The organism is Hydrogenivirga caldilitoris (assembly GCF_003664005.1).
Lineage (GTDB): Bacteria > Aquificota > Aquificia > Aquificales > Aquificaceae > Hydrogenivirga > Hydrogenivirga caldilitoris.
The window spans coordinates 92,790-115,959 of record NZ_RCCJ01000001.1 but is presented as its reverse complement, the minus strand read 5'-3'; the positions used below and the strand labels follow the sequence as shown (position 1 = coordinate 115,959).

The window sequence follows — 23,170 nt, the reverse complement described above, 5'->3', positions numbered from 1 at the left end:
TTAATAATTTATCCCTAAATTCAGGTTGTGATGGAGTGGGTAAAATTTGAGTTGGAGAAGATAAGGGAAAGAAGCCTTTACAGGGAAAGGGTTCTAAGAGAGGGGTTAAAAGATTTTTGCTCAAACGATTACCTTGCTCTTAGGGATCACCCAGAGGTGATAAGAGCTTCTGAAAAAGCTTTAAAAGAGTACGGGCTTGGCTCTGGTGCTTCACAGCTTGTATCGGGATATACCACATACCATAAGACCTTAGAGGACAAACTGGCAAGGTTCAAAGGAACTCCTGCCTGTGTACTCTTCGGCTCTGGATATCTCGCAAACGTTGGAACTATACCGGTTCTGGCAGAGGAGGGGGACTTAATACTGAGTGATGAGTTAAACCATGCATCACTCATAGACGGGTGCAGGTTCTCCAAGGCTGAGAAGAGAATCTTCAGACACAGGGATTATGAACACCTAGGGGAGATACTAAAAGCAGAAAGGAAAAGGTACAGAAAAGCTCTCATAGTCACGGACAGCGTATTCAGCATGGACGGGGACGTAGCAGATCTGAAAACCCTGTATGAACTCTCTTACAGGTACGACTGCATGCTATACATAGACGATGCTCACGCCACAGGGACTATAGGAGATGGAAGGGGAAGTTTAAAGGAGTTTGGACTTGAGTGGAGAGAGAACGTAGTTGTTATGGGAACACTATCAAAGGCTTTAGGAAGTTACGGGGCTTTCGTATGTGGTAGTAAGGCTCTCATAGAGCTTATCCTGAATAGAGCGAGGAGTCTCATATTTACCACATCGTTGCCACCTTCTCTATGCGCAGGAGCGATAAAGAGCGTTGAACTGATTGAGAAGAACCCAGAAATCGTTTCAAACTTGAGGATACTTTCCAAAGGTATCTACGATAGGCTTAAGGAGCTTCCCGTTGAGGTTAAATTCCATAACACGCCCATAATCCCTATAATAGTTGGGAGCGAGGCGAAAGCCCTGGAGATGTCTTCAGAGTTGAGAAAGAGGGGGATATTTTTACAGGCGATAAGGTATCCTACAGTTCCAAAGGGTAAAGCAAGGCTGAGGCTAACGGTAAGCCTTAGATACAAGGAAGAAGACATAGCAGAGCTTGTGAACACTCTTAAGTCCTTGACCTGCTATTAAAAAAGTTTAAATTGAAATATTGGCTCAGCTAAGGGGGCGACAGGTTTCGACGGGGTCTGATGGTCCCCGGGGAGCAGGCAGGTTGGCAACCTTAACAGCCATTCACAACACTTCCCGAAGCTGAAGTCGCTCTCGCTGCCTAATTAAAAAGGCAGCGCGCCTCAGGGAGGTTCGCCTCTGGCTGACCTGAAGGCGTCAGAGAACAGAGGCTGGGAAGCTCCAATGCACGGTGAGGAGCTTCCGAGAAAGTACCCGTGCTCCCCTCGGGAAGCCTGCCCGTGGGCAACCTGAGGGCAGAACCAAACACGGGCTAAGCCTGTAGAGCCCCGGACCGGGTCATCGTCCTCGGACGCGGGTTCGATTCCCGCCGCCTCCACCAAAAACTAACGCTTGTTCTTTACCTTCATCTCATACATACGTTTATCCGCTTCCCTTATGAGCCGGTCTGCATCTGTTCCGTCTTCGGGTATCTGGACTATCCCGTAGCTCAGGGATAGTCCGTAATCTTTGAACCTGTTCTCTATTTCCTTTCTCAAAGCCTTCAACCTCTCTTCTATACCCTCCCTTGCCCCGTTGTGGGCTAATATCATGAACTCATCCCCTCCAAAGCGTGCCACTATATCTGCCCTCCTGAAGTAGTTCCTTAGCAGGTCGGCTATGTGTCTTAGAACCTCATCTCCAACATGGTGTCCGTGGGTGTCGTTTACCCTCTTAAAATTGTCAAGGTCAAGGTACACAATGGTATGCCTAACATCCTTTCCTCTCTCCAGCTGGGATATAGCCTTTGATAAACTCTCCAGAAAGAAGTATCTGCTGTAAAGTCCTGTGAGAGCGTCCACAGAAGCTCTCTCACTCAGAACACCGATTAGGTCAGAGATAACGGTATTGTAAGCGAAAGCTAATATAAAGACCGCAACGTAAGCACCTAAAGCCTGTCTGAGGGTGATAAAGTCATAGTAGAACATATCGGGTTTGAGCAGGTACAAACCCAGGCAGGAAAGCAAAAAGGCAACATTCCAGAAAATGATTTCCCTCTTGGAGGTAAGGAAGAAGGATAAGAGCGGATAGGCGTAACACCAGTATATACCCGTTCCCCTATAACCTCCTGTAACTATCAGGAAAACAAAGGTCAGCATTATGAGAAAGTGGGCGAAGTTGGAAAGAATCAGGTAGTTCCTGTGCCACCTGTAGGCTACAACGTTCAGAGCGAGGAGAAGGGCGACAGTACCTTCAAAGAGAGCGTAGGCGGTATGACCTGCAAAGGTATGGGGAAGAACTCCGAAAAGGATAAGTGCAACTACCCCCGTTATTGTGTATATGTATACAAACCTCTCCCTATGTCTGAGAAGTATGTCTGGTAACATAAAGTTTCCTCCGCACCCTTTACCCTTTAATTTTATATATTTAAAACTCGGAGGTAAGATATGGGATACAGGAGCGATGTTATAAAGAAGGGAACAGAGAGAGCACCCCACAGGGCGCTTCTGAGAGCCTGCGGTCTCTCGGAGGAGGACTTTGACAAACCTCTAATAGGTATAGCAAACTCTTACATAGACATAATCCCAGGGCATGTCCATCTGAGGGAGTTCGTAGAACCCATAAAGGAGGAGGTAAGGAAAGCTGGAGGTGTCCCCATAGAGTTCAACGTGATAGGGGTGGACGACGGCATAGCCATGGGACACTACGGGATGCACTACTCCCTCCCTTCCCGTGAGCTGATAGCCGACTCCATAGAGACGGTGGTAAACGCCCACCAGCTGGATGCTCTTATATGCATACCCAACTGCGACAAGATAGTCCCAGGAATGCTTATGGGAGCCATGAGGGTGAACGTTCCTACCATCTTCATAAGTGGGGGACCTATGTTAGCCGGAGAGCATGAGGGTAAGAAGATAGACCTTATCTCGGTTTTTGAGGGGATAGGGCAGCTCAAGAGCGGTCAGATAACCGAAAAGGAACTTAAGGTTATAGAGCAGAACGCCTGTCCCACCTGCGGGAGCTGTGCGGGGATGTTCACGGCGAACTCCATGAACTGTTTAACGGAGGTCTTAGGCTTAGCCCTGCCGGGAAATGGAACCATACTGGCGATAGACCCCAGAAGGGAACTCCTCGCGAGGGAAGCTGCGAGGAAGATAATGGAACTCTTGGAGAAAGACATAAAGGCGAGGGATATACTCACCGAGGAGGCTATAGACGATGCCTTTACCGTTGATATCGCGATGGGTGGCTCTTCCAACACCATACTTCACCTTCTTGCCATAGCGAGGGAAGCGGGGATAGAGTACGACCTTGCCAAGATAAACGAGATATCCAAGAGAACTCCAACTGTATGTAAGATAGCTCCCGCCTCCCATTATCACATTGAGGACTTAGACAGGGTTGGCGGAATACCGACCATAATAAGGGAACTCTCCAAGAGGGAAGGACTCCTGCACCTTGACAGGCTCACGGTGAGCGGAAAGACCTTGAGGGAGATAGCAGAGGAGGCAAAGGACGCGGACGGAGAGGTGGTAAGACCCATAGACAACCCGTACTCCGAGGACGGAGGTATAGCCATACTCTTCGGCAACCTCGCTCCCGAAGGCTCGGTGGTGAAGACGGCAGGGGTTGTGGAGAGCATGCTGAGGTTCAAAGGAAAAGCTATATGCTTTGACTCGGAAGAGGAGGCTATAGAAGGAATATTGGGAGGGAAGGTGAAGCCCGGACACGTTGTGGTTATAAGGTACGAGGGACCCAAAGGCGGACCCGGCATGAGGGAGATGCTATCACCCACCTCGGCGATAGTGGGTATGGGTCTCGGCGACAAGGTGGCTCTTATAACGGACGGGAGGTTCTCCGGAGGAACGAGGGGAGCTTGCATAGGACACGTTTCCCCAGAAGCAGCCGAAGGGGGACCCATAGGTATAGTCCAGGATGGTGACGAGATACTCTTAGATATTCCCAATAGAAGGCTTGAGCTCCTCATATCCGAAGAGGAACTAAAGAAGAGGCTTGAGAACTTTAAACCTAAACAGAAGGAGATTCCCAGCTCTTGGCTGAGGAGGTACGCAAAACTCGTTACCAACGCTTCTAAAGGAGCTATCCTCCAAGCCTGATGCGTCTGTTTATACCCGTATTCTTTATTATTTATTCCCTTGTCCATTACTATGCCTACAGGAAACTCTGTCAAGCTTTTGAACCAGTGAGGGTGCAGAGGCTCTTCGTCCTTACCCTGTTTGCACTGACAACCCTGTCTCCTGCTATATGGAGATTCCTTGATAGGAACGGAGAAACCGAGCTATCAAGACCGCTTGCCTTCTTCAGTCTATTCTGGATGGGCTTCATCATCTACTTCTTTCTTATAGGTATCCTTATAGACCTCTACAGGAAGTTCCACTCACCAGGTCCTAGGGAAGCCTTTTTTCTAACCCTCTTCCTGACCTTGCTTGTAAGCGCCTACAGTCATGCAGAAACCTACTTCCTCCAGGTGGAGAGGTACGTGATAGAAACTCCAAAGCTACCGAAAGGGGTGGAGATAAAAATCATGAACGCATCCGATCTTCATCTTGGACCCGTTATGAGGGAGGACAAGATAGAAATGGTTAGGAAGGTTTACGAGAGGGAGAGACCCGATATACTCGTCGCAACCGGGGACACGGTGGACGGGAACATGAGAGACTCTGAAGAGCTCGCAGAGATGCTTTCCAGCATAAACCCTCCTCTCGGTAAGTTCGCCGTTGTAGGAAATCACGAATACTACGCAGGACTTGAGCAATCCTTAAGTTTCCTTGAGAGAGCTGGGTTCAAAGTCCTCCGAGGGGAAATTATTGAGGTCAAAGGGCTTTTGAATTTAGCTGGAGTTGATGACCCGGATGGAGAAAAGTTGGGGTACAGGGTTTTCACAGATGAGGTTGAAGTCCTTAAAGGTGCGGACACCTCAAGATACACAATACTCTTAAAACACAGACCAGAGGTTAAAAGGGAGGCTATTCCCCACCTTGACCTTGTTATTGCAGGACACACCCACGGAGGGGTTCTATTCTTTGTAGGTTATACCGTTCTGAGACTTATCTATGAGACAGACAGGGGTATAAAGGAACTCGCACCGGGTAAGTTTATAGTCGTAAGTAAAGGTGTGGGCACGGGGGGACCTCCAATGCGGCTCCTTTCGCCTCCAGACGTAGTTATTGTCACCCTCAGAGGTCTATCTCAATGAGTTTCTCCCTTGCCCTTTCTCCCTTTAGTATCCTCACAGAGCTCTTTCGCACCCCATAGTGCCTGGCTATAAGCTCTAAAACCCGCTCGTTCGCCTTTCCTTTCTCAGGTGGAGCGTTCACACGCACCTCAAGATAGTCTCTGGATATTTCCTTTACCTCTTCCCTTCTGGCTCCAGGTTTTACCTTAACCGTTATTATCACTCTTCAGGGATTTCCCTTTCACTTCTGTAAATTATCGTATATACAACGATAAAGCCGTCAATCCCATGTTCTCTCGCATGGGTTACCTTAACGTCTAACACTTCTCCTCCCTCTTCATACACGGCATCAATAACCTCATTGAGCTTTTCCGTTATCTCGGATGTGGTTCCCTCAATATCAATGACTATGGCATTTATCTTCATAGTGCAGGAACTATTATAATCCCTATAGAGTATGGCAAGCGTAAAAAGGAGAAGAAAGAGAATCAGGTTAAGAAAGGAAGAACCCAAGCTTATAGAGCTTTATCAAAGAAAGCTCATAGAGGTTTTGAAGGAGTTCCGAGTACCCCTACTTATGCTTCATACAACCCTTACAGTAGGAACCCTCGGCTACATGGTCCTCTCGGGAGGTGACTTCATAAACTCTTTTTATATGACCATAATAACTATTGGCACCATAGGCTTTGGAGAGATAGCACCTGGGAGTGATACCCCTTACGGTAGAGTGTTCACCTCCTTCTTAGCTCTCATGGGTATAGGGGTATTTACAAGCTCGGTAACAGTGATAGTAAGGGTGTTCTTTAAGGAAGATATAATTAAGCTCTACAGGGTAATAAAGATGCTTAGGGAAATTGAAGAGCTTGAGGGTCATTACATAATATGCGGATACGATAAGACTTCAGCCTGGTTAGCCCAGTTTCTAAAAAAGAGGAAGATTGAGTTTGTAGTTATTGAAAGCAACGAGTCCGCTCTCAAATACCTTCAGGAACATAACATAAAGTACTTCATCATAGAAGAACCTCACAAGAAGTCTGTGCTCCAATCCGCGGGGATAAAGAAAGCCAAGGGTATGATAGTTAACCTCGGAGATGACGCCCATAACATAGCGGTTATAGTGACCGCCAGACTTATAAGACCTTCCAAGTCGGACTTTTACATATACTCTTTCGCCCCTACAGACGGTGCAGCCAAAAAGCTTGAAGAGCTTGGAGCAAACAGAGCACTGATACCCAACAAGCTCCTCGCTACCCGACTCGCCTCTTACATATTCCATACAGGCTCAGCCTTTATATCAGACCTCTTTGACAGGATAGCCTTCGGAGAGGAGACGGACATAGATATCCTTGAGCTTAAAGTTGAACCCGGCTCCCCCCTTATCGGGAAGAGGTTAAAGGAGATAGACCTCAGGAGGGCTCTCAAGGTTACCGTAATAGCGATAAGGAAATCCAACGGATACCTGGACGTTACCGTAACAGGGGAAACCGTGGTTGAGGAAGGAGACACCTTGATAATCTTTGGACAACCGAAGAACCTTAAGAAAGCTCAGAAGATACTGCTTGAGGAAGCTTACAGAGTCCTGGAGGGAGAGAGATGAGGTACAAGAAGATAATCACAGACTTCTTCATACTTATGGCTCTGACAACCAACATAAGCTTTATAGTTAGCCCGAATCCTTACGAGCTTGTAATAACGGTAGCTGCCAATTTAGCCGCCACAATACTCAAGATAGGTGAGGGCAGAGTCTTATCCACGGAGATGCTCGCTTCAAGCCTGGTAGCAGACCTTCACCTGATTCCAGCTCTTTTTATGTTCTTCCTCGGAGACCAGGTTGAAGCTATCGGTCTCGTCCAGGGTGCGCTGGCTGCCAACGTAATATCGGTGATAATCTCAATAATAGAGACGGTTCTCGGAGCTTTTACAGAGGAAGAATAGGTCAGATATACCTGAGTATGGTCATATCCTTGGTATCGGCAACTATCCTCATGAGGGCTTCGTAAGCTGTTCTGTAACGGGTGTACTCCATTATGCTTTCAGAAAGCTCAACCTCCTCGTTATCAGATTTCTGCTTTTTGAGGACATCCATCCTGTTCTCCTGAACGGGTTGTTGGTCTTTAACCTGGGAAAGTATACTCCCGAACCTGCTCCTCTCAGAGACAACCTTATCGTAAGACCGCTGAACAGCCATAAGGTCTGAGTCGTCCGGGTTCAACCCGTTGGCAAGCTTCTCCTTTACTTCGTTTATCAGCTGGAAAATATTGGGTGCGAAGAAACTTCCCAAGCCGGAACCCGTGAAGCTCAGGTTCAGTGTAGTTGATACATCTTCAGGGGCAAGCCTAAGGGTGTACATACCAGAGGGAGCCTGGTGAACAAAGGCATTCACATCTCCCGGAGATATACCGTTGAATATGCTTACAAAATTCTCCAGGTTGTTACTCTCAAGAACGTTGCCGGAAGTGTCGGCTATGAAATTATCCGCAGGTGAATCTCCGTCAGCGATACGGAGCGTATAAGTTCCGTCCGGGTTGGTAACCAGAGACGCACTGATATTCTCACTACCAAAGCTTGTGTTTATCTGGGTTATAAGGTCGTTTAGAGAATACTGCCCATAGTTGGATATACGAGCAAGCTCGTTCATACCGCTATCATAGAGTATCAGGTCTCCATCAAAACCATAGTTAGTGAGAGGCTCATTCGGGTCTGATACCTTCCCGGCAAGGTACCACACTCCTCTCCCGTAATCAAGGCTAACGGTAGTGCTGTTGTAGTTCACGTTTAGGGTTCCCGATACACCAAAGGGGGTCGTGGGAGTTGTAAAGAAGGCGTCAAGCTGATACACGTTTGTAGAGAATACCCTGCTACCGGGGGAGAAGACTTCGGTAAAATTGCTCTCGTCTATTTGAACGTTAAAGGGTTCCTGGGAACCTTGATATGTGAAATTTGCAGAAAAGGGTCTTGTTGTGAGAGCAGAACCTGAAAATATATAGTTCTCTCCAACCTTTTCATTAGCCCTGTCAAGGAGGAAACCAAGGGCTTCATCAAACTCTGCACTCATGGCGATAAGGGCGTCCTTAGTATGGAGCTCATTCTTTGCCTGAACAGCCTTAGTATAGAGAGCTTTTATCTTGTCTGAAACCTTGTTAAGGGTAAAGTCAATGTAAGAGAGGTTAACGTCAGAAAAGAGTCTGTTCTTAGAGAACTGGGAGAGCTGGGAGATATCTTTCCTGAGGCTCAGTATGTTAAAGGTTGCAACCGGGTCATCGGAAAGGTTATGAACCCTCTTACCGGTAGATATCTCCATCGTCTTTCTGGCTATGCTCTCCCTTAATTTTTCGTCCTGCTGTTGAAAAATCGTATACAGCAAGCTGTCAGGTACTTTCATATCTCACCTCACATGTTCAAAGTTGTCTGAAGGAGCTCGTCTATAGTGGTAACTATCTTCGCAACAGCCTCGTAAGTCCTCTGAACCTTCATTATCTCCATGAACTCCCTATCAATTGAAACTCCCTGCATTTCTTTCAACTTCCTGTCAAGGGATTCCAGCAGAGCGGATTCTATCCTGAGCTTGTCCTTAAGGTCAGCCTGGGTTGTGGATATATCACTGATGAAATCACTGACCCTCCTTTTTGAATTATCCCACCACGTGTTTGCATAATCGCTGAAGGTGTCTGTAAGGGAGAAGTCTATATCGTCAATATCTGAGCGCAGGGTGCTTACAGGAGCTATGTCGGAGGAATCGGTTCCGGTAAACACGGGAGAACTTTCATATATATTGTTTCCTGTATCCACAACAGAATAATTTGAACCCGCGTTGTCTATCCTTAGAGTGTAGGTCCCGTCTGGGTTAGTTACTACAGTTGCAGAGAAGCCCGCTGATGTCAGGGTTGCATTGGCATTTATAGCATTTGCCAGGTCGTTCAAGGACAAAGTTCCGTAATTACTTATAGTTGCAAGGAGTGTAGGTGGGTCTGTAGAGGCATCATAGAACTGTAGGTCTCCGTCAAGACCGTAAGTAGAAAGAGGCTGGGTTGGGTCACTTAAGTTTGTCAGGAGGTACCAAGTCCCGCTGTTCTCTCTGGGTAGTTTCACCTCGGATATCAGCTGGGCAGCTATACTATCCAACTCACTCTTGAATCTTCCCAGGTCTGCCTTTGCGTCAAGGAGGGCTTTAACCTTTCCTGATTCCAGAACGTCCGTTATATCCACATCGTTTCCGTCCTTAGACTTCCAGTAAAGTCTTCCTCCCGTGAACTCTAACTGCCAGTAATTATCCTGAAAATCAACGAGGGCAAACCCCTTGGAGGTAGTTACCTTCACCCTTCCGAGCTCATCCTGCTGAACGTTTATGTTTATGAGTTCAGAGAGCTCCCTGAGGTATTTATCCCTAGTATCCAACAGGTTCTTATAGTCCTTGCCCCTGGCATAGTTCTGGGCATACATTACCGTTATCTCTTTGTTTATATTGAAGAGTTTCCTGTTCAGCTCGTTTATTTTGGAGACCACGTCCCTGAGGCTGTAGTCTATGCTGTTGCTTAGAGCGTCTATATCCCTTGATTTATCCCTTAAAAAGTCTGATAGGCTCTTTGCCGCATTGTAAAGTTCGTTCTTTGCCCCCTCGTTGGTAGGGTCTTTCATAAGGTCAAGGTAGGCACTGTAAAATCTGTTTGTGTAGTCGCTTATCCCTGTCCCCTCAAAAAGCTCCTGAAATATACCTTCAACGTTTTCAAGAACCCCGCTCCTCTCCTCAAGGTATCTAACAAGGGACAGTTTCGCATTTCTGAGGTTAACGTAGTATATGTTCTGGTCCCTCCTCACGTCCTGAAAGTTTATGCCTACAGGGGCAAAGCTCTCCACAACAGGGTCTTCCTGAACATAGTCCGGGTTGTTGGCGTTAATAACGTTCCTGTTATGTATATCAAGGGATTTTCTGTATATCTCAAGAGCCTGGGAGATTATACCGAAGGAAGCTCCAAACATCACACCCTCCGTGAGAAGAGTCCACCCTGTCCCCTCTCAAGGATAGGTTTCAAACTCCCTGATATTATGGACAGATTCCTGGAGAGGAGTTTCTTGACTTCCTCAAACTCCCCTCTCGCCTTTTCCAGTTCTTCTGGCGCTGCCTTCTTCATGAGACCAAGGAGCTCTTCAAAGTCCTTTTCAAGGTTCTCCACGTTGAAAGGGTCAAGCAGCCTCTCCTTTATACGGCTGAGCTTTTCTTCAATCCCTTCCAAGTCTGAACCTCCTATAAAATATCCATCGTTTACTTCCGATTATTTTTGAGGTAAGGAGGTTAGGATATGACCATAAAGGGTAAGCTGCTGACGGTAAATGCTCTCCTTGTGGTGGTTGGAGTAGCTGTAGCTGCAGTCCTGTACGTTACAGAGCAAAGGGTTGTAAAGTCCATCAGGGATGTGCAGAGCTCAGTTGAAGAGCTTGACATATACAAGGATATGAAGCTAAACATGCTGTTCGCAGCCATAGCGATAAGGAACCTTATATTCAACCCCCAGGATCAGGAGGCGAGGAAAAACATAAAGGAAAATGTGAAGAGTTATCTGGAAAAGCTTGCAATCCTGAAGAAAAGGGAGAAGGAGCTCAGCAAAGAAGAGGCGGAACTGACAAGGAACCTCGCCTTCTTTACCTATCAAGGGGACCTTGAGAACGTCATACAACTTCTGGAGTTGGAAGCTTACGACGAGGCAAAGACCGCTTTGATTGAAGCGGAAAAGAAGGGCTTTAAGGATACGATAGATACCCTTGACACCCTCATAAAGCTAAGGCTAAAGCATATAAGTGCTGAGCAGAAGGAGCTTGAAAGAAGTGTATTCCTTGCCAGCGTTCTGGTTATAGGTATCACCATACCTTCCGTACTAATAGTATCTGCTGTCCTTCTGCTCGTATCAAAGGGAATAATAGGTTACATAAACACCCTGTCCTCAACCGTTGAAGAGCTTGCAAAGCAGATGCAGTTTAAAAACGTGCAGTTCAGCAAGTTTAAGAACGAACTGGACAGACTTGTAAGCTCTTTAGAGCAGATGGTGAGGGACATAGGGAGTGCAATAGTGTCAATAAGAGACGTGATGATGAAGGTCTCAAAAGGAAACCTGAAGGTGAGAGTACAGGGTGAGTACAAAGGTGACATTGAGGAGTTAAAAGGTTATATAAACAGCTCCCTATCCGACCTACAGAACGCTCTCAGGGAAGCCAAAAGCGGTCTTGAAACAATAGCGGGTAGTATAAAGGTCCTGGAAAAGAACGCTGACAGAATAGAGAGGGAGAACGACAACCTCAACAGCAGTATAGCGAGCATAATGACCTCCGTTGATGAAACCTCAGAAGCGCTGAGACAAATATCAGAAGAGACTTTAAGGGCAAGAAATATATCCACGGATATGGAGGAGAGCATAAAGACTGGAAAAGATAAGGTGGATGTGATGCACTCTGCTATAGGGAACATTGTAAAGGTAAGTCAGGAGATAAGTTCCATAACGGAGACGATAATAAACATAGCGGAGCAGACGAACCTCTTAGCCCTGAACGCAGCGATAGAAGCGGCGAGAGCAGGGGAAATGGGAAGAGGCTTTGCGGTGGTTGCCGATGAGGTAAGAAGGCTGGCAGAGATATCAGGAAACGCTGCAAAGGATATAGCAGCTCTCGTTGAGAAGGCTATGAACACCGTGGAAGAGGGTAGGACAGCCTCAGAGGATGTCGTTGAGAGTTATAAGAAGATTGAAGAGGTTACCAAGGAGATAGCCAACATAATAGATACTATAGCCACAGCGATGGAGGAACAGAGCAGAGCCATAGACATAATAAGGGACAACATGACCGAGATTACAAACGTATCTGAGAAGAATACCGCCAGCGTGAAGGAAATTGTTGGTGAGATAAGGAAGATAGGTAAGGTGTCTAATCAGGTTGAGGAGAAAATGAAGGGCTTTGACGTCTGAGCTCCCTTTTAAAAGCCAAGTAGAAGAGGAGAGCCCTCAGGAACATCTCAACGGTCATGAAGGTCCAGGGAACGAGGGGGGAGTGGATAAACTTCAAGAACAAGTAGGAGGGTATTATCCTGAAGAGCCAGAAGGAGGCTATGTTTACCACCATGGGTATAGTGGTTCTTCCCATCCCCTTTAAAGCTCCTGAGAATATCACGGCATAAGCCATAGGGACCTGAGATATACCGACTATTATCAGGTAGTAAACAGCCCATCTTATAACCTCAGGGTCTCTGCTGAAGGGAAGGGAGAGGTATTTGGGAAAGAGTATAAGCACTAGACCAAGAATTCCCATCAGTGCAGCCGTTAAATTGGCTGTAAATCTGACACCGTAAATAAGACCAGGTAAGTTCTTAGCTCCGTAGTTCTGCCCAGCTATAACGGTACTCGCTACCATAAAGCCAAAGCCTACCATGAAGGATATACCTTCAATCCTGAGACCTACCTGGTGAGCTGCTAAAACCTTGTCTCCAAAATGGGCGATGAAACCAACGAAGACATTAAAGGAGAGGCTCGTAACCGCTCTTTCAACAGCTGTCGGGGTGCCTATCCTCACCATCTTAAGAAGGGTTTCTTTGTCCACGCTGAAAAGGAGAGGAAAAGGTTTCTTCAGAACCCTTGTGAGGTAGAGGTATATCAGGAAGGCTAAGAGCTCCGAGAAGACTATTCCCCATCCCGCACCCTGGACACCGAGCTTCGGGAGTCCAAACTTTCCGTATATAAGGCAATAGGCGGTGGATATATTCACTACGTTCATCAGCACCGCCACCTTCATGGGTGTTCTCGTATCCCCTGCCCCGTTGAAGGCTCCGTAGAAGGTGTTGGTCATGAAACCCACTGTTATGAACCAGAAGATGGGTGTCAGATATTCGGAGGAGAGGGACACCACCCTGTCGGAAGCCCCGAGAAGGGACATAAGGTAAAGGACAAGGTCCTTACCGAAAAAGGTTAAAGGAAGGGCTATCAGGAAGGAGATGAGCAGTCCCGAAGAGAGGACGGGAGAGGGGTCTTCACCAGCACCCACCTTTTGAGCCACAAGGACGCTCGTTCCGGTGTAGGAGAGAGCCATCAGAGAGTAGATGAACCACAGGAGTGATAGGCTGAAGCCTACGGCAGCCACCGCCGAGGCAGATATACCCGAGACGAGGACTAAGGAGAACATGCTCTCTACCGTGTAGAGGAGGTTCACGACGATTATTGGGAAGGCTAACTTAATTATCTTCTTTGCGTTCTCCGACTTGGGAGCTTCGGGGTTTATGAGGACTCTTTGCATGAGTATCTTAGTATAAACTCACCCCTTTCGTTGGCGTAGCCGTAAGGCATTTTATCCGTGTTGTGATAACAGCCATGAACTCCTCTTATGTCCAGAGCTATAGCTCCCGCTGGATACTCGGTCCTCTGAACGGCTAATTTACAGGCTTCGTTTATAGAAACACCATCTCTGAGAACGTAATCCACAAGGGTTTTGGTAAGCAGAACCTTTATTATTCCCTCCCCTATCCCCGTTGCCGAAGCCCCCACACCCCTTTCAGCCCACGTTCCGGCTCCGGGTATGGGTGTGTCCCCAACCCTTCCGTAGAGCTTTATGTGAGAACCTCCTGTGGACGTCCCGGCACAGACACTTTTACCGTCGGTAGCTACAGCCCCGACAGTCCCCGTAAAGAGCTCCGGGTACCTTCTCATCAGTTCAGCTGTCCTTCTAAAGAACTCTTTTTCTTCAAGCTCCCCTTCAAGGAGCTTTCTCTTTATCTTCTCAAGTCTCTCCTTCGCCCTTTCGGTAATAAGGAAAGAGAACTCTAAGCCGAAAACTTCGGCAAGTCTCTTTGCGCCCTCCCCGTGCATTATGCAGTGGTCCGTCCTCTCGGCTATGAGCCTTGCAAGGGATATAGGGTTCTTAACACCGTCAACACCTATAACCGCCCCTATCGTCCTCGGCTCATCCACGACCACACAGGCGTCCATCTCAATCTTTCCATCCAAGGTAAGGGCACTACCGAGCCCGGCGTTGAATAATGGACTGTCCTCCATAACCTTTATCGCTGTCTCAACAGCGTCCAGAGAACTCCTTCCTCCCTTCAGGACTTCCATTCCTCTTTTAAGGGATTCCTCCATAACCTCAAGGGCTTCTTTAAGGTCCTTATCCTCCCACCTCCCCGCACCGCCGTGGATGACAATAGCCTTCATGGAGCTATTATAATAATGAACAGGTATTCACCATGAGGGTACTTTTCTACTGCTACCGCTTCAACTCCCTTTCCCAGAGGCTCTACTGTGAGCTGACCGAGAGGGGGCATGAGGTTTCCGTTGAGCTGGACGTCCATCCTGAGCTAATGATAGAGGCTGCAGAGCTTTACAGACCAGACCTCATAATAGCCCCTTTCCTGAGGAGGAAGATACCTGCCGAGGTGTGGAGTAAATATAAAACTTTGGTAATTCACCCCGGTCCTCCCGGAGACAGGGGTCCCTCAGCCCTTGACTGGGCAATTCTTAAGAACGAAAGGAGGTGGGGAGTTACCCTGATTGAGGCTACCGAGGAGTACGATGCGGGGGATGTCTGGGCTTGGAGGGAGTTCCCCATGAGGTTTGCGAGGAAGTCAAGCCTCTACAGGAACGAGGTAACGGAATCTGCCGTTGAGTGCGTTTTGGAGGCTATAGATAAGTTTGAGAGGGGAGGCTTCAAGCCAGAGCCCCAGAGGGAAGGCAAGTGGAACCCCAAGATGGAGCAGAGTGTAAGGAGGATAGACTGGGAGAGGGACACGACGGAGGATGTCCTCAGAAAGGTTTACGCTTCAGACAGCCAGCCGGGAGTCTTAGACGAAAAGGTATTCGGTGAAGAAGTCTTACTTTACAACGCCTTCCCGGAGGAGGAGCTTAGGGGAAGACCGGGTGAGGTCATAGCTCACAGGGACGAGGCTGTATGCATCGGAACGACTGACGGAGCGGTGTGGATAACCCACGTGAGGAGAAGGGGAAAGAACTCCATAAAACTGCCGGTTCTGAGGGTTTTCCCTGGGATAGCCGAAAGAGTCCCGGAAGTTCCCATAAAGCCCTGGGAGAAGGTTGAGGTTAGAACATACAGGGAAATCCTCTACGAGGAAGAGAAGGACATCGCATACATATACTTCAACTTTTACAACGGGGCTATGTCTACCGAGCAGTGCGAGAAACTCAGAGACGTCGTGAGGTATGCGAAGAGAAGACCCGTCAAGGCTATAGTCCTTCTCGGTCAGGAGGACTTCTTCTCCAACGGTATGAACCTGAACACCATAGAGAACGCCGAGAGTCCGCCCGACGAGTCCTGGAGGAACATAAACGCCATGGACGACCTGTGCGAGGAGATACTCAAAACTCCTGATAGGCTCACCGTTGCAGGTATGCAGGGGAACGCAGGAGCCGGAGGTGTCTTCTTAGCCCTAACATGCGACCTCGTCTTCGCAAGGAAAGGGGTAGTTCTCAACCCCCACTACAAGAACATCGGGAACCTCTACGGCTCAGAGTTCTGGACCTATACACTGCCCAAGAGGGTAGGCTGGGAGAAGGGAAGGGAGGTCATGGAGAGGAGGATGCCCGTAAGCTCCGAGCAGGCTCAGGAGATGGGTCTGATAGATAAGGTCTTCGGGAGGACTCCTTCGGAGTTCAGGAGAGAGCTGAAGAGAAGGGTTGAGGAGTTTGTAGACTCACCTGAGTTTGATAGTTTCATAAGGGAAAAGGTAAAGGAGAGGACGAGTCCTGAGTGGGAAGAGCTTATAAAGAGGTGCAGGGAAGAAGAGCTTGAGAGGATGAAGCTGAACTTCTACGGATTTGATACGAGCTACCACATAGCCCGTTACTACTTCGTTTACAGGCTACCCCACTTCAGAACACCACCCTACCTCGCCATTCACAGGAGGCTTGGCTTCACACCACCCTGATTTCCAGCTCCTCCTCCCCGTAGAGATGGACGGCACAGGCGAGACAGGGGTCAAAGGAGTGAATCGTTCTTAAAATCTCCAAAGGTTCTTTGGGGTTGTGAAGTTTATGTCCTACGAGGGATGCTTCGTAGGCAGAGGGCTGACCCTTAGCGTCCCTCGGAGAGGCGTTCCAGGTGGTGGGCACCACAGCCTGATAGTTGGTTATCTTTCCATCTTTGATATGAACCCAGTGGGATAGGGAACCCCTCGGAGCCTCCATGAGTCCGAACCCCTTAGTATCTTTCTTCCACGTGGAAGGTTCCCACTTCTCACCGTTGAAAACGTCGTAATTTCCGTTCTTCACATTCTCCAGGAGCTTTCCAAACCAGCCTCTCATGGCGTTCGCGTAGACCTTGGTTTCTATACCCCTCGCCAATGTCCTCCCAAGAGTTGAGAAGAGAGCTTTCTGGGGCAGGTCAAGACCTTTTAGCACAGCGTTTACCTCATCTCTAACACCGTGGAGGTCTCTCGCATACATCGTAAGAACCCTCGCAAGGGGTCCCACCTCTGCGGGAAGGTCCTTATACCTCGGAGCCTTCAGCCATGAGTATTTCTCATCAACGTTCAAATACTCATAGGGAGGCTGGGGTCCTGTGTAATTGAGCTCCGTCTCCCCTTCAAAGGGGTGCAGGGGCTTGTCGTCTCCAACGGAGTATCTATACCAGCTGTGGGTTACATACTCCTTCACCTCTTGATAGTCAACATCCTCAACCTCTTTAAGGTTCCTGCCCTTTATAAATGTCGGCGGTATGAACCACTTACCTTTCCTGTGGGAGTCTCTCTCAGGCTCTCCCAAAACGAGGAAGTTTCCGAGACCTTCACCCTTGAAGAACCAGTCCCTGTAGAACTGCCCGAGGGCTATCAGGTCGGGTAGATAGACTTTCTCCACAAAGTGGTTCATCTCCTCTATGAGTGTCCTTACCCTACCAAGTCTGTCCATGTTTATAGCCGTATCGCTTGCAGGGTTTATGGGGGAGGGCATACCTCCCACGGCGAAGTTGGGGTGGGGGTTCTTGCCTCCAAAAATGGTGTGAACCTGAATTACCCTCGTCTGCCAGTTGAGGGCGTCAAGGTAGTGGGCGAGGAGCATGAGGTTCAGCTCAGGAGGAAGCTTGTACTCTGGATGGTTCCAGTAACCTTTACTGAATATCCCGAGCTGCTTCCTCTCCACCTGCTCTAAGACCTTCTTCTGGACGTCCCTGAAGTATCCGGGGGTGGACTTCTCGTAGTCCGAATATTTCCTCGCAAGCTCGGAGGTCTTTTCAGGGTCTGCCTTGAGAGCCAGCACAGGGTTCACCCAGTCCAAGGCGTGGAGATGGTAGAAGTGGACAACGTGGTCGTGAACGAAGAGGGTCCCTATCATCAGCTTCCTTATGAGGGAGGCGTTCTCTGGAACTTCTATATCAAGGGCGTCCTCAACAGCCCTTATGGAGGCGAAGGCGTGAACTGTTGTGCAGACACCGCATATTCTCTGCGCGAAAGCCCAAGCTTCCCTGGGGTCTCTGCCCCTCAGGATTATCTCTATCCCCCTGACCATAGTTCCTGAGCTGTAAGCCTTCTGAATCACTCCGTCTTTGACCTCAGCCTCTATCCTCAGATGTCCCTCAATCCTCGTTACGGGGTCAACGACAACTCTCTTCATTCCTCTTCCTCCTCTAACGCCTCAGCTACGAGGTCAACGAGGCTCAGAAACCTGTAATCCCTGTTCAGCTCCTGAGAGCTTTTGTTCAGGGCGAGCATACAGTTGGCGCAGTAGCAGGCAACGTTCTTTACCCCCACCTTGTCAAAGAGCTCTGCCTTGGCGAGGAAAGCCTTCTGCCTGTGGTAGTCCGCCTCGTGCTCAACCACAACACCCCCACCGCCTCCGCAGCAGATGTTCTTCTCAGGAAACTCAACAGAGTCCTTGAACTCCTGAGCTATCAGCCTGAGTATGTTCCTCGGCTCCCTAAGAACTCCTCCCCTTCTTCCTATCTGACAGGAGTCGTGGAGGGTTATCTGGTCAATGACCTTCTTACTGAGCTTTAGCTTTCCTTCCTTAACCATTCTGTCCAAGAACTCAACGACGTTCAGAACTTCAAAGTTCCACTCTTTCGGGAAGACGTTGGGAGCCACAAACCTCATGGACTGGTAGGCGTGTCCGCACTCGGGGGCGATTATGGTCTTTATGCCCAGCTCCTTAGCTCCCTCCAGAATCCTCCTGAGAAGTTCCCTCGTTACCTCCTTGCTCTGGGTAAAGAGTCCGAAGTTGGTGGCTTCGTGGGCTTTGGTGGAAACGGTCCAGCTGACACCAAGGTGGTTCAGGACCTTAGCGGTTGAAGCGACGGATGAGGGATACTTCATCAGCTCTATGGAGGAGGGTATGTAGAGGTAGTCCGCCTTCTGGTCAACGGGAATCTCAACCTCCCACTCGTCGGATATAAAATCTATCCTGCTGAGGAAGGTAGGGACATCAACCCCGAGGGGGCTTCCCTTCTCTATGGCAGTGTTGGTAGCTTCAGCCAAGTCTTCAGGAGTTAGACCGGCAGCGGTAAGGGCGCTCCTGACTATCGCCACAAGCCTCGGAGTGTCTATCCCCATGGGGCAGACCTTGGTGCACCTGTCACACATCGTGCAGGTGTAGAAGGCGAGCCTGACCTGGTCTTTCAGCTCCTCGGGTGTTATCCTCACTCCGAGACCGAGAGCTTTCTTGATTCTTCCGAGTATGGTGTAGTTCTCCTTGTATATCTCCCTAAGAAGGTCAGCCTTGTAGGCTGGGGTGAGGGTCGGGTCTATCTTCCCGGAGATGTTCTCCCCCATGTAGAAGAGGCACGCCTCCGCACAAAGACCGCACCTCACGCAGGCTTCAAGGTAGGAGGCTACCTCCGCATTGATAGCACCCTTGCAGACCTCGTAGAAGGTCTCTATCTCCCTCTCTCCTATCTGCTCTTTATGTTCCACGCGAAGCGTCATTTAAACACCTCCTTAAAAACTAACCCCCCTCTTTCCAACGTTCCAGCCGTAGAAGAAGACCGATAGGAAGTAGTAAACGAAGTGGGATAGTCTGCTGAAGGGTATGTAGATTATCAGGATAACCGCCGAGAGCATGTGAAGGTTCAGCATCCAGACGTAAAGTCCTCCTCCCGACCACCGGGTGGCGAAGAGACCTGTGAAGATGACTATGCCTATTAGGATGTTGGCAAAGTATTCGTCCTTTCCCGTTAGGAGCTTTAGAACGGGGTTGAATACCCTGTGGACGGTAAGGGCGAAGAGAGAGAAGAGTGCGGAGTAGGCGAGTATGTCGGCGACGAGCTGGGGCATGTAGGGAGGCTCAAAGCCTATTATCTCCTTCCACAGGAAGGCGTGCTGGGGAACGAAGAAGGTCAAACCTAAAAAACCGACGTGGAAAAGAAAGCCTCCTATGTACTGAATCCCCCTGTGGGCGAAGACTTCCATGAAGAACCTCCAGCCCTGTGTAGGTTTTAGAGCAATCTTTTCAATAGCCTTTGCGAGAGGATTTCCCTTCGGCTTTGCGTAGTCCTTGGGGAGTCCAAGGAGAAGAACTCTAAGGAAGCGGTAAGCTATCCCAGCAAAGAAGAAGTAGAGGGCAAACTCCAAAAGCGGTCCCCTGACGAAGTCGTAGAATTCAACGTCTATCATTTCTTCCCACCTCTCAGCTTCTTGTTTATCCAGGCTATCCCGGCTCCGGCGGCGGCTCCGACTGCCACACCTGCGGCTATCTTCTCAACTCCGAAGCCCGTCTCAACAACGGAGAGGGGTCTGTATATGAAGCCCCTGTCCCAGAAGTCCGGCTCGGAGCAACCGAAACAGGGATGTCCCGACTGAATGGGGAAGCTGAGACCTCCGTTCCACCTTATAGTCGGACAGGCATTCCTCGTTATGGGTCCCTTACAGCCGACTTTGTAGAGGCAGTATCCATTCCTCGCCTTCTCGTCGTCAAAGCTCTCTGCAAACTTCCCGGCGTTGTAGAAGGCTCTCCTGTAGCATCTGTCATGTATGGTCTGACCGTAGAAGGTCTTAGGTCTTCCGAGGTTGTCTAAGGGAGGGAGCTTCCCGAGAGCTAAGAAGTGCACTATCGTTGCCACCATAACGTCCCCTATGGGAGGACAACCGGGAATGTTGACCACCTGTTTTCCCTTGAGAGCTTCGTAGACCGGGACGGCACCCGTGGGGTTCGGCTCCGCCTTTGGGATACCTCCCCAGCTTGCACAGCTACCGACAGATACAACGGCAGCGGTGTTCTCGGCAGCCTCCTTGAGAAGCTCGTAGTTGGACTTCCCTCCAACGGTGCAGTAAACCCCGTTGGGTGTGACTGAGCCCTCAACTACGAGGATGTATTTCCCCTTATACCTCTCCATAGCCTCCTTCTTGGACTCCTCCGCATACTCGCCCGCGGGAGCCATGAGCGTTTCGTGATACTCAAGGGATATGAAGTCAAGGAGAACTTCAGTAGGCATTATGGTGGTAGAGCGGATGAAGGATTCGGAACAACCGGCGCAGTCCTGAAACTCAAGCCATATAACCACGGGCTTGGGCTTTGTCTCAAGGGCGTGGACTATCTCGGGAAACATGGAGGGAGGAAGTCCAAGCAGAGCCGTGGTGAGGCTTGCGAACTTTAAGAAATCCCTCCGGGAGTACCCTCTCTTTCTAAAGATTTCTGAAAGAGTATTCATTCAACTCCTCCTACTATCAAATATATGACTTTTGTCATAATATTCAAGTTTTCAAATATCCTTATTTTCTTATGCTTCACCCCTTGCCTCCCTTGGACTTAAATTAATACCACTGTGCGAATTTATCCAGCGATAAAGGTAACCGACGGTGCGGGGGTTAAACTCAGGAGATACATAGGAACAAGCTATCTGAGGGAGCTGGATCCCTTCCTCCTTCTTGACGAGTTCAAGAGCTCCGACCCTGAGGATTACACCGCGGGATTTCCGGAACACCCCCACAGGGGCTTCCAGACGCTCACCTACATGATAAGGGGAAGGTTCAAACACAGAGACAGCACGGGAGCTGAGGGTGTCCTTGAGGACGGGTGGCTCCAGTGGATGAACGCAGGCAGGGGAGTTATACACTCGGAGATGCCCCTTATGAAGGAGGGTCTCCTGTGGGGATTCCAGCTCTGGCTTAACAACCCAAAAGAGAAGAAGCTCTCCGAACCCTTTTACTTTAACTTCAGAGCGAGAGAGATTGTCAGAGCTGAAGGCATCAGGGTTCTTGACCTCGTTGGAGAGCCTTACAGGGAGAGGGGTTTTTATCCCCTTACCTACCTCCACGTTGAGCTGGAGGAAGGGAAAGAGTACGCGATAGAACTCCCCCCTGAGAACAACACCTTCATAGCCCTTTCGGAGGGGAGGCTTTACCTGAAGGGAACGGAAGTTAAACCGGAGAGCGTAGCCGTCTTCAAGGGAGGTGTTGAGGTAATAGCTCTGGAAAAATCGGTCTTCTTACTTGGAAGTGCCAAACCTCTGGGAGAACCCATAGCCAGATACGGACCTTTTGTGATGAACACACCAGAGGAGATAGAAGAGGCGATAAGGGATTACAGGGAGGGACTGTTCAGCAGTAGGTAAACGAGCCACAGGCTCACGAGAACACCGAGGAGGACCGGCAGCGTAAGGGCAAAGCCTACCTTCATGTAGTATCCCCAGCCTATCTTTATCCCCTTGTACTCAAGAACGTGAAGCCAGAGAAGGGTTGCAAGGGAGCCTATAGGTGTGAGCTTGGGTCCTATATTCGTCCCTACGAGGTTAGCGAGCGCAAGAAATTTCGTTAGCTCCTCCGAAAGACCGGCATCCTTTACAGCTATGTTCATGGTCATCACCGTAGGCAGGTTGTTCATCACCGCCGAGAGGAAGGCTGAGAGCACACCCGTTCCGAGTATAGCCTGAAGCTCTCCCATATGAGATAGGCTCCTGATTAAAGCGCTTAGCTCCTCCGTGAAGCCCACCTTCTTAAAGCTGTAAACCACAGCATACATACCCACGGAGAAGAAGACTATCTTCCACGGGGTAAACAGGAATACCTCCCTCAGGTTTACAACCCTTAAAGGCAGCGTTGAGAGAGCTAAGAGCAGAGAAGCGAAGCCTAAGACAACGGAGACGGGAAGCTTAATCTCAAGAAGTTCAAGGAAGAGAAAGATAAGAGCTAACACAATTATGGTTAACCAGCCCACCTTAAAAACTATGGGGTCTCTTATGGCGAGATGGGAAGGTTTGTCCTTAAGGATATCCGGTTCGTACCTCTTTATAAGGTCTCTTCTGTAGAAGAGGAAGAGGACAGAAAGGCTCAGGAGAACGGACACAACGTTCGGGATAAGCATGAGGGCTGCATACTCCCAGAAGTCTATGCCGAAGAACTGGGCGGTTATTATGTTGGTCAGGTTTGAGATAACCAGCGGGAGGCTTGCGGTATCCGATATAAAACCCGCCCCCATTATGTAGGGGAGGATGTATCTGTCGGGGAGGTTCAGGTAGCGTACCTTTGAGTAGATTATCGGTGTGAGCATGAGGGCAGCGCCGTCGTTGGCAAACAGGGCGGAGATGAAGGCTCCCAGAAGCATCAGGTACAGGAAGAGGAGGAGTCCGTTACCTCCGGACAACCCTATAGCCTTGAGGGCAAACCACTCAAAGAACCCCGCCTTATCAAGGATTATGGATATGAATATAAGGAGAACGAAGGCAAGCGTGGCATCCCAGACTATACCCGCTATATAAAGCACGTCCCCGACGGATATAAGACCGAGGAGGAGGCACAGGATAGCGCCGAGCCATGCGGACCACCCTATACCGAGACCGAAGGGACGGACTATAACGAGGAACAGGGTGAGGGTAAAAACCAGAAGGGATAAGAATCCTTCCATGTTCTGTTGTTTAGATATATTTTAGCTTAGAATTAAG

Annotated in this window: 21 protein-coding genes and 1 other RNA gene; 9 read left to right on the top strand and 13 right to left on the bottom strand. The window is 49.1% G+C overall.

The annotated features are described in order from the left end of the window. Positions 1 to 30: 30 nt before the first annotated feature. Both bioF and ssrA read left to right on the top strand, forming a co-directional pair. Positions 31 to 1,152: an 8-amino-7-oxononanoate synthase gene (gene bioF, locus BCF55_RS00705; protein ID WP_121008809.1), complete on the top strand. Its 1,122-nt coding sequence runs from the start codon at positions 31 to 33 to the stop codon at positions 1,150 to 1,152. 32 nt (positions 1,153 to 1,184) lie between these two features. Then, positions 1,185 to 1,531, top strand: a transfer-messenger RNA (tmRNA) gene (ssrA, locus tag BCF55_RS00700). 4 nt (positions 1,532 to 1,535) lie between these two features. On the opposite strand, the gene BCF55_RS00695 is transcribed toward ssrA, so the two are convergent. Further along, a complete protein-coding gene (locus BCF55_RS00695) occupies positions 1,536 to 2,516 on the bottom strand; it encodes a GGDEF domain-containing protein (RefSeq protein WP_121008807.1) in 981 nt (326 codons plus the stop codon). A gap of 60 nt (positions 2,517 to 2,576) precedes the next feature. On the opposite strand from BCF55_RS00695, the gene ilvD reads away from it, so the two are divergent. After that, positions 2,577 to 4,247, top strand: coding sequence for a dihydroxy-acid dehydratase (gene ilvD, locus BCF55_RS00690; protein ID WP_121008805.1), 1,671 nt, complete (start codon positions 2,577 to 2,579; stop codon positions 4,245 to 4,247). Next, positions 4,247 to 5,347 carry a metallophosphoesterase gene (locus BCF55_RS00685; protein ID WP_170144711.1) on the top strand — a complete coding sequence of 367 codons (1,101 nt, stop codon included), beginning with the start codon at positions 4,247 to 4,249 and terminating at the stop codon, positions 5,345 to 5,347. The genes ilvD and BCF55_RS00685 overlap by 1 nt, the downstream gene beginning before the upstream one ends. Here the strand turns inward: BCF55_RS00685 and BCF55_RS00680 are convergent. Both BCF55_RS00680 and BCF55_RS00675 read right to left on the bottom strand, forming a co-directional pair. Then, the gene (locus BCF55_RS00680; protein ID WP_121008803.1) at positions 5,328 to 5,549 is read right to left on the bottom strand and encodes a DUF167 domain-containing protein; all 222 of its coding nucleotides are present in this window, start codon (positions 5,547 to 5,549) and stop codon (positions 5,328 to 5,330) included. The two genes, BCF55_RS00685 and BCF55_RS00680, sit on opposite strands and share 20 nt — an antisense overlap. Beyond that, positions 5,546 to 5,752, bottom strand: coding sequence for a hypothetical protein (locus tag BCF55_RS00675; protein WP_121008801.1), 207 nt, complete (start codon positions 5,750 to 5,752; stop codon positions 5,546 to 5,548). Before BCF55_RS00675 ends, BCF55_RS00680 begins: the two co-directional genes overlap by 4 nt. 31 nt (positions 5,753 to 5,783) lie before the next feature. Between BCF55_RS00675 and BCF55_RS00670 the strand changes: the two genes are divergently transcribed. Both BCF55_RS00670 and BCF55_RS00665 read left to right on the top strand, forming a co-directional pair. After that, positions 5,784 to 6,923, top strand: a complete 1,140-nt coding sequence (locus BCF55_RS00670) for a potassium channel family protein (protein ID WP_121008799.1) — start codon at positions 5,784 to 5,786, stop codon at positions 6,921 to 6,923. Further along, positions 6,920 to 7,261 carry a DUF6394 family protein gene (locus BCF55_RS00665; protein ID WP_121008797.1) on the top strand — a complete coding sequence of 114 codons (342 nt, stop codon included), beginning with the start codon at positions 6,920 to 6,922 and terminating at the stop codon, positions 7,259 to 7,261. The genes BCF55_RS00670 and BCF55_RS00665 overlap by 4 nt, the downstream gene beginning before the upstream one ends. Before the next feature lies 1 nt (position 7,262). Here BCF55_RS00665 and flgL read toward each other — a convergent pair whose 3' ends face one another. From flgL to BCF55_RS00650, 3 genes are read right to left on the bottom strand one after another with little or no spacing between them, the layout of a single operon-like run. Next, positions 7,263 to 8,708, bottom strand: a complete 1,446-nt coding sequence (flgL, locus tag BCF55_RS00660; protein WP_121008795.1) for a flagellar hook-associated protein FlgL — start codon at positions 8,706 to 8,708, stop codon at positions 7,263 to 7,265. Positions 8,709 to 8,716: 8 nt separating this feature from the next. Beyond that, entirely contained in the window at positions 8,717 to 10,303 is a 1,587-nt protein-coding gene (gene flgK, locus BCF55_RS00655; RefSeq protein WP_121008793.1) for a flagellar hook-associated protein FlgK, read from the bottom strand. Beyond that, positions 10,303 to 10,557, bottom strand: a complete 255-nt coding sequence (locus BCF55_RS00650; RefSeq protein WP_121008791.1) for a hypothetical protein — start codon at positions 10,555 to 10,557, stop codon at positions 10,303 to 10,305. The genes flgK and BCF55_RS00650 overlap by 1 nt, the downstream gene beginning before the upstream one ends. A 66-nt stretch (positions 10,558 to 10,623) precedes the next feature. Between BCF55_RS00650 and BCF55_RS00645 the strand changes: the two genes are divergently transcribed. After that, entirely contained in the window at positions 10,624 to 12,276 is a 1,653-nt protein-coding gene (locus BCF55_RS00645; protein WP_121008789.1) for a methyl-accepting chemotaxis protein, read from the top strand. Here the strand turns inward: BCF55_RS00645 and BCF55_RS00640 are convergent. Next, positions 12,236 to 13,594, bottom strand: coding sequence for an MATE family efflux transporter (locus BCF55_RS00640; protein ID WP_121008787.1), 1,359 nt, complete (start codon positions 13,592 to 13,594; stop codon positions 12,236 to 12,238). The genes BCF55_RS00645 and BCF55_RS00640 overlap by 41 nt on opposite strands. Further along, positions 13,576 to 14,505, bottom strand: coding sequence for an isoaspartyl peptidase/L-asparaginase family protein (locus BCF55_RS00635; RefSeq protein WP_121008785.1), 930 nt, complete (start codon positions 14,503 to 14,505; stop codon positions 13,576 to 13,578). Before BCF55_RS00635 ends, BCF55_RS00640 begins: the two co-directional genes overlap by 19 nt. 32 nt (positions 14,506 to 14,537) lie before the next feature. On the opposite strand from BCF55_RS00635, the gene BCF55_RS00630 reads away from it, so the two are divergent. Then, entirely contained in the window at positions 14,538 to 16,232 is a 1,695-nt protein-coding gene (locus BCF55_RS00630; RefSeq protein WP_121008783.1) for a hydrogenase maturation protein, read from the top strand. Here the strand turns inward: BCF55_RS00630 and BCF55_RS00625 are convergent. The 4 genes from BCF55_RS00625 to BCF55_RS00610 are packed head-to-tail and all read right to left on the bottom strand — an operon-like array spanning position 16,219 to position 20,941. Beyond that, a complete protein-coding gene (locus BCF55_RS00625) occupies positions 16,219 to 17,913 on the bottom strand; it encodes a nickel-dependent hydrogenase large subunit (protein WP_121008781.1) in 1,695 nt (564 codons plus the stop codon). The genes BCF55_RS00630 and BCF55_RS00625 overlap by 14 nt on opposite strands. Then, positions 17,910 to 19,220, bottom strand: coding sequence for a (Fe-S)-binding protein (locus tag BCF55_RS00620; protein ID WP_121008779.1), 1,311 nt, complete (start codon positions 19,218 to 19,220; stop codon positions 17,910 to 17,912). Before BCF55_RS00620 ends, BCF55_RS00625 begins: the two co-directional genes overlap by 4 nt. 12 nt (positions 19,221 to 19,232) lie before the next feature. Next, the gene (locus BCF55_RS00615) at positions 19,233 to 19,907 is read right to left on the bottom strand and encodes a hypothetical protein (RefSeq protein WP_121008777.1); all 675 of its coding nucleotides are present in this window, start codon (positions 19,905 to 19,907) and stop codon (positions 19,233 to 19,235) included. Then, complete coding sequence (locus BCF55_RS00610) at positions 19,904 to 20,941, bottom strand: hydrogenase small subunit (RefSeq protein ID WP_121008775.1); 1,038 nt, start codon at positions 20,939 to 20,941, stop codon at positions 19,904 to 19,906. The genes BCF55_RS00615 and BCF55_RS00610 overlap by 4 nt, the downstream gene beginning before the upstream one ends. 114 nt (positions 20,942 to 21,055) lie before the next feature. Between BCF55_RS00610 and BCF55_RS00605 the strand changes: the two genes are divergently transcribed. Continuing rightward, on the top strand, positions 21,056 to 21,844 hold the full coding sequence (locus BCF55_RS00605) for a pirin family protein (protein WP_211322876.1): 789 nt from the start codon (positions 21,056 to 21,058) through the stop codon (positions 21,842 to 21,844). Here BCF55_RS00605 and arsB read toward each other — a convergent pair. Continuing rightward, on the bottom strand, positions 21,814 to 23,133 hold the full coding sequence (gene arsB / locus BCF55_RS00600) for an arsenical efflux pump membrane protein ArsB (protein WP_121008771.1): 1,320 nt from the start codon (positions 23,131 to 23,133) through the stop codon (positions 21,814 to 21,816). The two genes, BCF55_RS00605 and arsB, sit on opposite strands and share 31 nt — an antisense overlap. Positions 23,134 to 23,170: the final 37 nt, after the last annotated feature.